Source organism: Nitrobacter sp. MLSD-S21, assembly GCF_058809865.1.
Genome location: NZ_JBXASZ010000016.1, coordinates 1 through 13165, shown reverse-complemented (window position 1 = coordinate 13165; position 13165 = coordinate 1). Strand labels below are relative to the sequence as shown.

14 protein-coding genes are annotated in these 13165 nt (G+C 57.0%); 9 read left to right on the top strand and 5 right to left on the bottom strand.

Translation table 11 applies throughout. The features are described 5' to 3' along the window. The first annotated feature begins 294 nt into the window (after positions 1-294). The 8 genes from AC1RT6_RS21130 (at position 295) to AC1RT6_RS21095 (ending at position 6954) form a co-directional block, all read left to right on the top strand. The gene (locus AC1RT6_RS21130; protein WP_472791724.1) at positions 295-993 is read left to right on the top strand and encodes a hypothetical protein; all 699 of its coding nucleotides are present in this window, start codon (positions 295-297) and stop codon (positions 991-993) included. Positions 994-1081: 88 nt separating this feature from the next. Continuing rightward, positions 1082-1273 (top strand): hypothetical protein, encoded by a 192-nt coding sequence (locus AC1RT6_RS21125; RefSeq protein WP_472791723.1) that lies wholly within the window; start codon positions 1082-1084, stop codon positions 1271-1273. Further along, positions 1273-1491, top strand: coding sequence for a hypothetical protein (locus AC1RT6_RS21120; RefSeq protein WP_472791722.1), 219 nt, complete (start codon positions 1273-1275; stop codon positions 1489-1491). Before AC1RT6_RS21125 ends, AC1RT6_RS21120 begins: the two co-directional genes overlap by 1 nt. 774 nt (positions 1492-2265) lie before the next feature. Next, positions 2266-2517: a hypothetical protein gene (locus AC1RT6_RS21115; protein ID WP_472791721.1), complete on the top strand. Its 252-nt coding sequence runs from the start codon at positions 2266-2268 to the stop codon at positions 2515-2517. Between the two features lie 147 nt (positions 2518-2664). Beyond that, a complete protein-coding gene (locus AC1RT6_RS21110) occupies positions 2665-2865 on the top strand; it encodes a hypothetical protein (protein ID WP_472791720.1) in 201 nt (66 codons plus the stop codon). 901 nt (positions 2866-3766) lie between these two features. Beyond that, the gene (locus tag AC1RT6_RS21105) at positions 3767-3937 is read left to right on the top strand and encodes a hypothetical protein (protein ID WP_472791719.1); all 171 of its coding nucleotides are present in this window, start codon (positions 3767-3769) and stop codon (positions 3935-3937) included. A gap of 1148 nt (positions 3938-5085) precedes the next feature. Beyond that, the gene (locus AC1RT6_RS21100) at positions 5086-5247 is read left to right on the top strand and encodes a cold-shock protein (RefSeq protein WP_472791718.1); all 162 of its coding nucleotides are present in this window, start codon (positions 5086-5088) and stop codon (positions 5245-5247) included. 729 nt (positions 5248-5976) lie between these two features. Next, a complete protein-coding gene (locus AC1RT6_RS21095) occupies positions 5977-6954 on the top strand; it encodes a patatin-like phospholipase family protein (protein WP_472791717.1) in 978 nt (325 codons plus the stop codon). A 789-nt stretch (positions 6955-7743) separates the two neighbouring features. Here the strand turns inward: AC1RT6_RS21095 and AC1RT6_RS21090 are convergent. The 4 genes from AC1RT6_RS21090 to AC1RT6_RS21075 all read right to left on the bottom strand — a co-directional run bounded on the left by AC1RT6_RS21090 (position 7744) and on the right by AC1RT6_RS21075 (position 10862). Next, on the bottom strand, positions 7744-7917 hold the full coding sequence (locus AC1RT6_RS21090; RefSeq protein WP_472791716.1) for a hypothetical protein: 174 nt from the start codon (positions 7915-7917) through the stop codon (positions 7744-7746). A gap of 1134 nt (positions 7918-9051) precedes the next feature. After that, positions 9052-9240, bottom strand: a complete 189-nt coding sequence (locus tag AC1RT6_RS21085) for a hypothetical protein (RefSeq protein WP_472791715.1) — start codon at positions 9238-9240, stop codon at positions 9052-9054. 926 nt (positions 9241-10166) lie between these two features. Further along, on the bottom strand, positions 10167-10418 hold the full coding sequence (locus AC1RT6_RS21080) for a hypothetical protein (protein WP_472791714.1): 252 nt from the start codon (positions 10416-10418) through the stop codon (positions 10167-10169). Positions 10419-10679: 261 nt separating this feature from the next. Then, complete coding sequence (locus AC1RT6_RS21075) at positions 10680-10862, bottom strand: hypothetical protein (RefSeq protein ID WP_472791713.1); 183 nt, start codon at positions 10860-10862, stop codon at positions 10680-10682. A 1107-nt stretch (positions 10863-11969) separates the two neighbouring features. Here AC1RT6_RS21075 and AC1RT6_RS21070 point away from each other — a divergent pair. After that, positions 11970-12302, top strand: a complete 333-nt coding sequence (locus tag AC1RT6_RS21070) for a hypothetical protein (protein WP_472791712.1) — start codon at positions 11970-11972, stop codon at positions 12300-12302. Between the two features lie 411 nt (positions 12303-12713). Here AC1RT6_RS21070 and AC1RT6_RS21065 read toward each other — a convergent pair. Continuing rightward, positions 12714-13165: hypothetical protein (locus AC1RT6_RS21065; protein WP_493029654.1), on the bottom strand; the 452-nt coding region annotated here is incomplete at its 5' end.

Here is a 13165-nt window from a genome sequence, read left to right as displayed (position 1 = left end):
GACAACTGCCCCGTTTGCTGCGGCATCGGCTGGGTATGCGAGCGCCATCCCTACAGGCCGTTCGACCATGACTTCGGCTGCGCGTGCAGCGAAGGGATGCCTTGCAGATGCAATGACAGCACACCGCCCGATACAAGCATGTCATCGTGATCGGGGAAGAGACGGTGCACTAGCTCCGAAACGCGATCACATCTGAGGGAGCGCTGCGGCAAATTGCTCGCGCGCCTTACAACGGCGGATAGTGCGCACATATACTCGCGCGTCCCGCGCGATTTCGGCACCAGCGGTCTCGGCTTGCACCACTGGAAGGTCGCGGGATGGAAGACCATCGGCGGCGCGCCGTACCTCGTCTGCAAGATGTGGGCGGGCCCGAGCTGCGGAGACAAAGGCTTCGTCTACATGAGCCGCGAGCTGGCGAATGCAGTGCTCAACATCAGCGGCGCCGCGGCCTACACGGTCACGAAGGTCAAGCCGTCCGACATCCGGACCATCGACTTCGACTTCGTGAAGTGGGCCGTCGCCTTCATCCGAGGACTGTTCAAGCTCGACGCGCCGATCTCCGCAGCGCCTTCAGCGCCCGCTTCGCCCGCCGGCCCTACGATTCCCGATACAGCTCTCCAAGCCCCGGAAAGCAGGCTTAAGACGTTCTGCGAGTCGATAAAGGCGCATGAAGGCTGGTATCCCGGCTCGCGCTCACAGAGGAACAACAATCCGGGCAACTGCCGCTACAGCAAGGTCGGCTACGCCGCTGTCTACGGCAAGGTGGGTAGAGACGCGCAGGGCTTTGCTATCTTCAGGGACTACACGACGGGCTGGCTCTACCTCAACAACCTCGTGAAGGAGAAGATTCGGAATAGCCCCTTGCAGGACTTCTACGCTTTCTTCGAGGTGTACGCGCCGAGCTTCGAGAACGACTCAAGGCATTACGCGGAAGTCGTCGCCAAGGGGTGCGGCCTCAAGGCGACGGACCCCGTATCGAGAGTGCTCCAGTGATGCTCAGCTCCCTGGCCGCGCCCTGCACGGTCGAATGCGGACAGGGAGGTGCGCGGCACGCACCGCTTTACACGTAACCACTTTTTCCATGTCACAGATCTATACCAGCGCGCTCATCGCATTATTGGCTCAGGTGCTTCCCCATGTCGGCGGCCCCATCGGCAGCGACGAGCTGACCGGCTTCATCACGACCGGCGTCACCATATGCGCCGCGCTGTGGGTGATGGTACGCCGCGTCATGCAGGGCGAGGTGAACGCGCCAGGCGCGCGCAAGCGCTAATGGGCTTCGATGACGCAAGGCGCAAGAAATTCCAGATCGGCGCTAAGGAGCACGGCCAGCCGTGGGACGCTGCGCACATCGACGCCCGCTGCGAGATGCAGGACGAATGCCTAGACCTCTTCAACTATGCCGAATTGCTCGGCGACGAGGTGATGAAGGTCCGCGTCCAGCTCTGGTGCCGAGATGTTTGGACCGAATTGGAGGAGTTGGGAGATTAGGCCCTAAACGCACGCGAGACGCACGTAGGCCCCGATACGGGGCCTTTGTCGTACAGGGCCCTTCCCCGCCTGATAGGTTTCACGGCGTTTCACGGTGCCTATAGCGGCCCGCAATAGCGGGAACGGTCGGCAGCAATCTGAGTTAGGGCTGCGCCGTCTTTTTCGAACATGAGAAGCGGCAGGAGCGGTCCCGGGTCGTCTCATGCGCGCAACTCCGGGGCCGCTTTCTCATGACGAAAGGCCCAGATGCGGCGGCCTTTGCCTTTTCGCTATTTTCGTTCGTTATAGAGCGTTTCGCGGCCTTCCCAGGCGGCCTCATATGGCGAGGGTGAGTCTGTAGAACAACGCGGCAAAGAAGACTACGCTTCCGACGCCCGCGACTCCGAGGAAGCAGCGCTCAAGGAAATCAGGTTCAAGTGGGGACATGTTTCCGCCCTCCCTTTTGAGTGGGCGGGAGCGCTCTTCGGCGCCCTCATCACCGATAGAAGCCACGGACCGCGCGGTGATGGCGCGAGTATGCGCCTTAGGCATCCAGGGCGCGATAAATATATTTGCCGCGGCGGGAAGAACCTTTTCAGACCGGCGCGACTTACTCAATACCCGCATATTGCATCAATTTGATAATGGTCCGTTTTTTCCTCTTCAGCCTCGCAGTCGGATTCATGGTGCTCGTGAGCGCGCTGGCGGTTCTGGCCTTCGGGGTTCTAGCCGCCCCTTGCATTTAAGAACGTTTCATGAACATATGCCCGGGCCATTTCGACCGCGAGCCCGCCCATGCCCGACCTCCCCTTCCTCCGCGCAGAGATCGAGCGCATGCGCTACCAGCTCCAGCGGCAGCGCAAGGAGATCAGGGCGCTCCAAAAGGCGGGCATCCCGACCAAGGCCGCGGAAGAGCTGCTTGAGCGCATGCAGGCGAAGATAAACAGCCTGTGCGAGGAGCGCGACCGCAGGCGCACCGAGGGATTGCCCAGGTATCCCGGCACGGACAAGCCCATCAAGGGGCCGGCCGAGCGGCGCTACCGTTGAGCGCCGGCAGATCAGCTTATGCCCCTTGCGGGCCGCGGGATTCGCGCTAGCTAAGCGGCATCACCTGAAGGCTAGCGGCAACCATTGGTGATGATGAGCAATGCCGGTGTTTGCGCGCAGCCTTCCTGTTACGGAAAGGAGTGTGCCATGCAAACGCGGCGACGTTTCAAACAGACAGACTCTCTTCTGGATCGTCTTTCGGGATTCATCGCCGGCCTGCGTCAGGAAGCTGCGGGCATGCAGGAGGGGCCGGAGCGCGAGAAGCTGCTCAAGAAGATAAGGCAGGCCGAGACGGCTTCGGAAATCGAGGGGTGGGCTAATTCGCCCGAATTGCAGCCGCCGAAGTGAATCGGGGCGCGGCGAATTAGGAACGCCGATGCGCGAGCGCGATTAAAACGCAGGCGCAGCATTCTCCCTGCGTCGGCCGGCACGGTCCCGCGAATACCGCACCCTAAGCGGGGCCGTGCCATCCCGTCCTCCCCAGCCGGTACCTGACATGGATGACAACTGCAAAATCTGCTGCGGCGTCGGCTGGGTATGCGAGCGCCATGCTGACATGCCGTACGACGCCGAGATAGGCTGTACGTGCGGCTACGGCGCGCCGTGCGAGTGCAACGACAGCGATCCTCCCGACACGAGGCATGTGTCCGTCGTCGTCGAAACGGCGCTGCGCTAGATTCGAGAGCGATCACATCTGAGGGAGCGCTGCGGCAAATCGCTCAAAGGTCTTTCAAAGATGGAGCAGCCGTACATATTAGCGCGACGGGCCCGCTTCCCCCGGTAGGCCCCAGCACGGTCCCGCAGCTTTTGCCCCAAAGCCCCTTGCGGGACCCTGCACCCCAACGCGAAGGCACAGGAAGAACCGGATTACGTCAGAACGATGAAGGCGCGCGGCGGTTCCCGCGGGGGGCAACGCCGTTTAATCGGGCAAGCCGCCGGCCCGCCACGTCATCTTTTTAGAAGTAAAGCGGTGCATCAAGCGTCGCGTTGGCGGGGGATCAGCGCCTTTGGCATGGAGCGAACAGCATTCAGCGCGGTCGACTAGCATAGCAAGCGCGTGGATCCGGCGTGCGCAGGCTAAAGTGATCCGCGCTAAAGCAATTCATAAACCATCGGCGGCGGTGATGTTTGGTTCACCATCGCTGTTAAGGCATTGTGCCAGGTTGCGTGCGAATGATGCGCCATGATCGAAGATCAACTTCGACAGGGGTGCGCGTCGGTCAGATCGGCCTGACCATCGGGGATCAGCATGGCAGCGAAGAAATCTCAAAAGAAAATCAGCGGTCGGACAACGACCGCGGCTGCTGCTGCTAATTCGATTTCTGCGACACTGTTCGGCGGCTTGATCAATATGGGATTCATGGCGATTAGCTCAGGTTCAATCCTGCTTTGCCTCATGGCGGCCAAGCGATTAATTTGAACCTCGCGGACACTCAGTTCCAGATTTAACCCGATTCCGCGACATCAACCTTAATGCCTGAGTTTCGTTGCGCTGGTTGTAGAGACCGGTAGCTTCCCGAAACCGGACATTGCCCTTCGTCCGGATCAGCGCTGGCGAGGCCGTCGGGCGACCATATTCCGCCCGGCGGCTTCGTTCTCGTAAAGGAAGGTCCCATTTCTACAACGCTCAATCCGACTCTGACGTCACGTGAGCCGTTCGAAGGCCGCAGCAAGGGGCGCACTACCATCAACCATGAGGCGAAAGTACTCGTTGAGGAGAACACCGGCATTTTCGCGTGCCGCGTCAGCAATGTCACTATCGACGGAGCGTGCATTCAGTTGATCGGGCTGGAGACCGTGCCTCCAGCCTTCGAACTTTCTTTCGATAATTTTCACACAGCACGTCGATGCCGATTGGTTTGGCGGGAGCGAGATCTCGTTGGCGTTGCTTTCGAAAGCTAATGCTTCGTCTTGCAGTTTACGCGCCCGGTCCCTTGCTCTGCGATCCGAGAGGCGACGCTCGTCGCGTCGCCTTTTCCCGACACTCTCGCGCGCAAAACCCGCCGGCGCTGTGACTCGCCGACGGGTTCGGAGTGGACTGTGACCGGAGGAAGGCCCGTCCTATTGAGCAAAGGTCGGACGACCGCGGTGTCCTTGTTCACTAAGACGGCGGCCAACTGATTAGAAGCAATAGCAAAGCGCCCAACATGATGATGGCGACCAAAACAGCGAAGCCCAGCAAGATTTTTTCGGGCGTCAGAAGCTCTAGTTTTGGCGGATCCGCGATTGGCTCGCCTGTCGAGCGCGCACTTTCTTCGGTACCGAAGAAATCATCTGATGGAGGGGCCGCTTTTCGACGCCCGGGAAATTGGACAATGCTCGAAGGCCTTTCGTCTGAGGCACTACCTTTTTCGGAGCTCTTTTCGTGTCGCGTAGGACGGTTTGGCATGGCTGTCTCCCTCCATGAGAGACGGCATGCAGCCAATTTCGACGTGAGAACGCCGTTCCTAGTTCGGGTTTCACGACTGCTTGTTCGAATAGGCAATCTGGCGGGCGCCGGCGCTAGGCGTGTGCGACGATCCGCCCGAGGGCTCATATCCATGGCTCGTACAACAGGAGTTTGCGACAGTGGCGATTGGTACTGTGAAGTGGTTCAACGGGCAGAAGGGCTATGGCTTCATCGAGCCTGAGAGCGGCGGCAAGGACGTGTTCGTCCACATCTCAACGGTGGAGAAGGCGGGCCTCAACTCGCTCAACGAAGGCGACAAAGTGAGCTACGAAGTCGTCTAGAACCGCGGCAAGGACAGCGCGGAGAACCTGCGGATGGGGTGATTCCTCGGTGCCCGCCGTCCCAAGAACTCAGCGAGAGATTCAATGGTAACCGCAGAAACGCGAGACGAAATTCTCGGCCTTCACCCCGAGAGACGCTGCAGGATGCGCACAATAAAATCAGGCGGCTCCTGGCCGAAGCCGACGCTAAACCAGGTGAGCCAAATGAACTCCGTGCTAATCTCGCTTGGCGGGAGCAATCCAATGCGATCGTGAAAGTGATGTTGGCCCGCGAGATTCCGTTTGAGCCTATAGACTGGAACTACCCGCCTGAGCTCAAAGCTGGTTAGTTAGTTCGGTTAAACTTTCCGGCTCTCGAAGCGGAGGAACAGGCGAGCATTCCTTGGGTTGGTGTGGTGATTTAGTGAGCCGAGCCGGATGTACGCTCGCTCGCGATGTGGATGGCCCGGGCAATGCTGCGGGCCATTTGCTTTTTGGCATGCCTGACAATCTTCGGCGCAGGAGCACCCCTTCGTCGCGTTACCGGTGCGCACATGAGAAGGCGTTTGAGGAGTACACAAGACGCCAGGAAATGCGTGGGGTTGATCGCTCTGGCTACGCGGCAATATATTCTTTGAGAACGAAATAAGATTGGTCCCGATCCGCGCCCGTCGCCAGCCATATACCGTTGTTCAGGATGGAGGAACGGCGGCCCACTGAGTTGGTTTTGCATAAGATCGGCAACAGGTCATGATGCTGGATAATTCGCTCACATGTCTCGTGTTATCTGGAGGTCTCGGCCTCGGGGCGTACCACGGCGGAGCCTTCGAGCGATTGCACATGCAAGCGATACACTTAGACTGGGTCGCGGGATCGTCCGCCGGAGCCATCAGCGCCGCCCTGATCGCGGGCAGCCCGCCTGAACTGCAGCTGTCGAATTTGCGCAGCTTCTGGCAGGCCGACGCGACTTCCGGCGCCGATAAATCCGATTCGTCCCGCCACGGTTTTGCTTGGATGAACTCGATTAGCACACACCTGTTTGGAAGAGCGGGTTTTTTCTATCCGCGTCTTCCCCTACCTACGTCACGATTCAACGGCTTGTATGATCTGGCGCCCGCGCGTGAGCGTCTGCGTGAGTTAATCGACTTTGGCAAGCTTAACGACGGTTCTCTACGTGTCACGATTGTCGCAACGGACCTTCAGACTGGCGATCCGGTATTCTTCGACTCCGAGACGGAAACGATCTGTATGGACCACCTCCTTGCAAGTGCAGGCTTCTTGCCTGAATTCGGTCCGGTATCCATCGAAGAAAAATGGCTGGGGGACGGCGGTTTTTCTCTCAATGCGCCCTTTGATCCCATTCTCGAAGTACAAAGACCTGTTCATCTCTACATCGTCGATCTTTTCGCGAGAGATGGCCCCGTGCCTGATGGGCTGGAAGCAGCGGCAGAACGAAAGAACGATCTACTGTTTGGAAATCAGACTTATCAACGTCTGCGATATGCTGTGCAAGCTCGCCGGCTGCGGGCTCAACTCGAGGGCGCAGCCGTCCAAGACTCGATCTACCTAATTAGCTATCGACCAGGTCTCGAAGAAGCCGGACCGGATAAATCCTTCGACCTTTCGAGCACGGCAATGACTCAGCGCTGGCGCGCAGGCTTCCTGGACATGGGAAACGTCGATTTGACGAAAGCTTGCAAAGACGGCGTGCACGCGGTGCGCAGGTGAACCTGAGAGTCGACTCGGCGAAGCACGGGTCTCGATGCTCCCCGTACCTCCTACCCAATGCCTTGGGCCGAAGCGCGTCGCTAAAGGTCTTTCAGTCCCGCTTCGCCGGCGGCGTGGAGGCCAGCCTCACGAGCCAGCCGCTCGGCGTTCAAACGCTCGCGATTTTTAACGAAATCCACCGCCGCCTTCGCGTTCTCCGCTATGCGACCCTGGCGTCGGCTTCACGGCGTTCTTTACGAGCTCGCTGCTGCTGTGTCGTCAGCGGCTCAGGCCGCTCGAACGTATCAGGCGCCTTCGTTTCTGACCTGCCCTTCTCACACTAGTCTGCAGGCCGACGCCCAGTCTTGGGATTAAGCGGCGACGTTAGGTTAGTGGGTCCGGAAACTCAACGCATGAAAGGATTCTGACGATGATCGGAGCAGTAATAACAACCTACCCATCGAATTTCTGCCCCACGTTGAAGTGGGACCAGACGCCGCTTCCTTGCACTGGCGATAGATCGAGAGCTGACAGCTCCCTAGATAACCCACTTCCTTGATTGCAGACAGTAGGCGTCAATTCGAGCGCGAGTGGGCTCGCGACTGCAATTAATGCTCCTATTGTTTAGTACCTGAGCTGCTTCGAACTACGACGTTCAGCCATCTCCACCTTCACCGTTTGACCCGATGGAAATTCTAACGCCTAATCCCGAGCCAGCTATTTCTGCCGCGCTGTCGGATGTGCGGTGGATTGTCTCAAGGGCGAAAGTGGGAGACGTTAGCGAACGACGATACCCTGGGTTAATGAGAATCAGAATCCGAACTGCTCCATTGTGTTTCGAACGAGACGGTTGATATGAGGGACGTCGCTGTGGTCGCTGATCACATCGGCCCCATCTCTTCCGCTGCTATAGGTCAGAGTAATGATACCCGCGCGTCGTTCTTCGACGTTAAGCGTGAGCTTGTCCATATCGGTGCGGAACATCGCCCCGGTAATCGCGGCGACGTTTCGAGACAGGCTAATCTGAATGCTGTGCCTCGTTTACTGAGACAAGAAAGCCGTCGTTTACGGCGTTATTGACGAGAGCCTTGGCAATTTGTTCGTTGAGCGGCGTGTCGTTCATGAAAGCGATTTCTTGATTTTGCTCACGAGGTCAAATTCATTGATCCCGCCTGCGTTTGCGTGGTGAAAGTAATGCGTCTTATCTCGCTTTGTGCGAGGATAGCTCGGCACCTTTGGCACTCATGCGTTAGGATTACGGATGTATCTGCTCAATCGTGGGGCGACTTTGCGTATCTTTAGTGACGTTTTGGATGACCAATACAAATCACCGTACGCGGCCGGCGTATGCGCTGACTCTGCCCAGGATATACAGATCGTCGTTTCATTTAGCAGATCATTAGGAACACAGCTCGCGATCAAAGATTTATTCATAGGGACGGAATTCTGCGATAGCGGGACAGTCACCAGGAAAGGCCATGCGGTGTCACGCCCGCGTGGCCTTTGTTTTGTCAGGTGAGGAGAGGCGCTGCAGTTACCTGCTACCGTGGGTTTTCATTCAGGGAGAGCAACTTTATGGCATCGGGAGCTTAGCTTGTGGGGTGTTCAGGGACGACGCCCTCGGTGAAGGGTCCCCGGTAACTTGCAGGCTGCCGGGACCGCCCTGAGCCGGTTCGTCGGTTTCTCTACGCGCTAGCTCCGAACAGGGTTGTCATGACAGAACGACGCGAACTTTATCGAAGCCCCAACGGCGATTCTTGGTATCTGGGTCGAGAGCCCGAGAATGGGCACGCCTTTGTCATCCACCAGCCCAATTCTCCATCGGGCGGCCGACTATCACATATCGAACTCGGAGAGTTCCTCCGGATTGGAAAAGGTCCCGAACAGCAGGCGTTGCTCCGGTTGATAGGTGCGCTGGTCGACGTGCCACCATACGCTTAATGCCGCTTCGGTTTGGTTTCTATATTCTGGTCCAGCGTCTGCAGCGCCTCTTCCGTAATCGTTAGGATCAACTCTAAGTCACGCCACATGATGGCAGGATCCGCGCTCTCCAGGGCAACGCGGACCAACTCTTGGATATCAGTCAATGCTGTCCTAGGGGTTAGAGCCCGCTGATTGTCATTCATCGAATCCACCTGTGCCGTAGCGGTCAGTTCGCTCTGGCACTACCAGAAGCTTAAAAAATGCGAATGCGACAAAGCCGATGATTAGACCGAGAACCTGGCGGTCACCAAAGTACTCGCCAATCAGCGCACCAACAAAACCGCAGACAAGTAGACCGCTGAGCCAAATGAAGAACGTTTTCATAAGTCCAACACCGATTGATCGTTAGCGTTTGCATAGATCATCGCGCTGCTGTGCATTCTTCGCCGAGGACTGCCGCGATGAATTTTACCGGTGGCAAAAGACCTCGCGATTGGAGGTACAGCGGTCCAATTTGCGATTATGATGTTGGCAATTAGGATGAACGCCGAGCGGATGCTTCCGTCGTCCACAGGGCATTGCACTTAGAACAACGCCGCTCGTTGGTGACGCCAGCGGACGAATGTTGCGAATTCACCGATACTGTCACCGTATTCGCGCAAAAGCAGGTGTGGGGCCCCTCGGGACGCGACCTTCGAACAGGAAGCTCACGAGCAACACGATTTGCCCATCTGCGCTCAGAGCTTTTCTGAAGATGTTTCGGGTAGACCATGGCGTACATAGCGAGCTCCCTTTGTGGGCGGGAGCACTGGAGCGTCTCTCTGTCGCTGGCGCCTGTTGATCATCGTGCCTACGATGTCATCTATATAGGTAGTCTTTCAACTTTAACTAGCACCGCGATTGAAACTAAAGTTGGCGGGATGGAAAAATACCAATTGGCAGGTAGACGTTGGCGCGCATGCATCAAGCCTCAGTCTCCGCCCACAATGGGATTTTTCGTGCTGGTTTCGATGTTGCTGTGGCTGTTTTCTGTTATCCGACAATGGTCTGAGCACTGCGACTCCGGCGCAAATCGGCCTCTACTTCGGGGGCTCCAATCCGCTCTTGATCTAGCCCTGGGCCTCTTTAGTCGAGAGAGGATCGGGCGGTGCGTCACACTGCGGTCATACAAACGTCCGGCGGCGCGGTCGCTGGGCTGCGAATACCTTTGCGAGCGGTCCTTGGCATTTAGAACAGGCATACTGGTTAGTCGGCATGGAACCAGCGTAGACCCGTTTTATGACAGCCGCACCTCCAACCTAACGGACGCTTTATTTTTGCTTGCTCAGACGGACCTTTTCTTCGGCATTTTGGCGGTCGATGCTGGCCCGTATGTAGGCGAAGATATCCCCGCCTAGCTCTTGTTCTATCTGTGCCCTGGAGAATCCCTCGGACTCCGCTGCCCGAACCAGGTTGTCGACTAGGTGCTGGACCGCCTCACGCCCGCGTCGCACGCGAAGCTGCTCATCTGCGTGCACGCTGTTTTGAAGCCAAAATTCCGCAAACTCTTTTGCTGTCGCCAAGGTTCACCAAGCTCTATCGCGATTGCTAAGCCGGGAAAATAATCAAAAGACGATCGACTGAAAAGTGAAATTGGGCTCCTAGCCAATTCCGTCGCCCGTAGCTTTGCGCGACACCTGACCATCCAACCAGTCTTGTTCGGCCGCAAGGGCGAGCCACGCATCCTGCATGCGCTTGTACCGCTTTTGCGAAGGGATATCCTTCGTCTCGGCCGCGAGTTCTCCGCAATTTCGCGCGTTCTCTCTGTATTTCTTCTGACTTGCTCAAAAAGATTCACTCGACTTTGGCTGACTTTCAGCTTCGGATTTCCACCCATCGGACCATGCCGCATGATGATGTTCAGCATCCAGCGGATAAGAATTTTCATTGATCGTCCTTTTCTGGCGCCAAGCCTCCTGGCCCTCCTCGAAGGCGAGCTCAATTTCTTTTTCTTGTGTCTCGTCCATGGTTCTGGATCTCCTACTTATTTTTCTTCTGCCCGATCTCTGCAAGCGGCTTTTCTACTTCCCGTGATCCTCTTGATGGCGTTGTTTATCACGATTGCCCCTAGCTCAAGGGCCATTCGAAAGCCAGCTTTTGAAATGCCTCTTTTTTAGCTGGAACAGTTGCGTAGCTTGCTGATCAGCACGCAGTCTTCAGCGTCGGAGAGGAGCTTTTCGATGCGACGTTGGATGTCTTTCATTTCATTCGGCATCCCAGTCCGGCTGCCTGAACCTGTGTTTCAGCCCATCTCGTAACATGACTACCGCGTAAACAACTTCATCGCCCCGATTGAACCGTTGCAAAGGTCACTCACAACCTCTGAGATCGAAAATTGCGAAGATGCAAATTCCGAGCAAAGCAAAGGGCCTGGCTCCTTTGCGGAGCGCCTTGCACGAAGCACGTCCAATATTTTGAAATGTTGGGTCGACAAACTGCACCAGGTGCACGATTTGTTCCGGTAAGTAGAAGGCCCGCTGCACCAACGGATCCGAGGCGGCTTCCTCGGTAGGTTCACTGAACCCGCCGAGGGTTCATTCGCAGCCTCGTCAATGCGTCTGGTAGGCGTCGTAGGCGTGAGCAACGAACACGGCGGCGCTGAATAACGCCAGCGCAGCGATTAGAGCTTCTTTGGGTAGCGAGATAGGCGCTAATCGCTTCAATTCAATTTCTTGAGCTTGCCAGAACGGTTTCGTGATTGGTCAGGCTCTCGATGCCAAGAACAGGCTATCGGTCTGGGGATTGGCTGATCGCAAGTGAGCTGAGCCGGATGTACGCTCGCTCGCGATGTGGATGGCCCGAGCAATGCTTCGGGCCATTTGCTTGTCCGGTGGCACTACGAGTGGCCGCCGGCCGGTCCAGAACTTAGCTGAAGATGAGGCTGGCTGCACTGCCCCGCAGGAGCTCTCGCATCAGGAGCGTGCAGGAAGGCTGCGAGGGTTAGCAGCCGCTCCAAAAGCATGGTTCGGTAGCATCGTTACTTGTCAATCTTATCCGCAGAGTGCGACGGCAACGATAGGAACGCCAGACGAATTTCCGAATTGGTCAGGTCATCACAATCAAAGGAGCGCTCCATGAGCAACGATCCGGAAAAGAGACCGAGCCAAGGTAGAGACGTTGGTCAAGATCCGCTAGGCGACCATCCGCCCCCGGCTCCCGATAACATGCGTCCATCAAGCAACTCAGTTCGGGGCGATACGCCAAATCCAGATTCCGGATATCCCGACCAAGCAACCTTGAACCGGAACAATCCTGATCAGCAGCAGAACCGAGGCGAAAGGCCGCGCGAGCAGCAAGAACAGGACGAGGATGCCCGAAAGGCCGAAATTCGGAAAGGTGTAGAGGAAGACAATCCGGACAACAAACCTGAGGGCCAGGAAAAAGTTGGGTACAGCGGCGGAACCTGATCGCACGCCGCGCACATCAGATAGCCCGCCTCATTTCCAGTGGCGGGCTTTTCTTTGCCGGAAACAACTCTGAATAGATCGACCAACTCACACGGATTGCAGCCTCCAATAATAGCTGCGACATCACGGCCAAGGGTACGAAGAAACAAAGCGCCTAGCCGGCGTTGGCCCGGCATGCTTCAGTTTTTTATCTTCGCCGTCACGATCGGATTGGATTGCGCTGTTGCTGGGGATTCTCTTCTTACCGGTCGGAGGTTGAAAGATATGCCCCCGCCTGTGGGAAAGCATCTAAGCGTATGGAACTGATTTCTATCAGCGGCGATTGGCTGAACATCAATGCCCGGATTTGGGAGATGAATATGGCTCAGTGTAAGACTTGCGGAAATAACTACGACAAGGCATTCCAAGTTATCATGGGTAGTAAAACACACACTTATGACAGTTTCGAATGTGCGATTCATGCTCTAGGTCCGGTGTGCGGCCATTGCGGCATTCGTATCGTAGGGCACGGGCTTGAATCGGCCGGCAAATTTTACTGCTGCGAACATTGCGCAGAGAACGGGCATTAGGAGGCTCGTAGAACAGAGCTGGCATGGCTAAATGCCCGCGAAGGCATTCCAGGCGCTGGCCCGCCGCCGCGTACATGAGCGCCGTCGAGACCTGGCGCGAGTTACCCGGCGGCGAGATCGAGTTCACGATGAAGCGGCTGCGCAGCGCGGATTGATCTTTTGAACCTTCTGTCGGGCCCCGCGACTGATCATAGCTGAGGATTTCAGGGCTCAGTGCGTAAAGCAGCGCCGTCGGCGAATATATTCCGCCGTGCGGCGTTGTGCGTTTTTGCGGACACGCCGCCGCGACCCGAC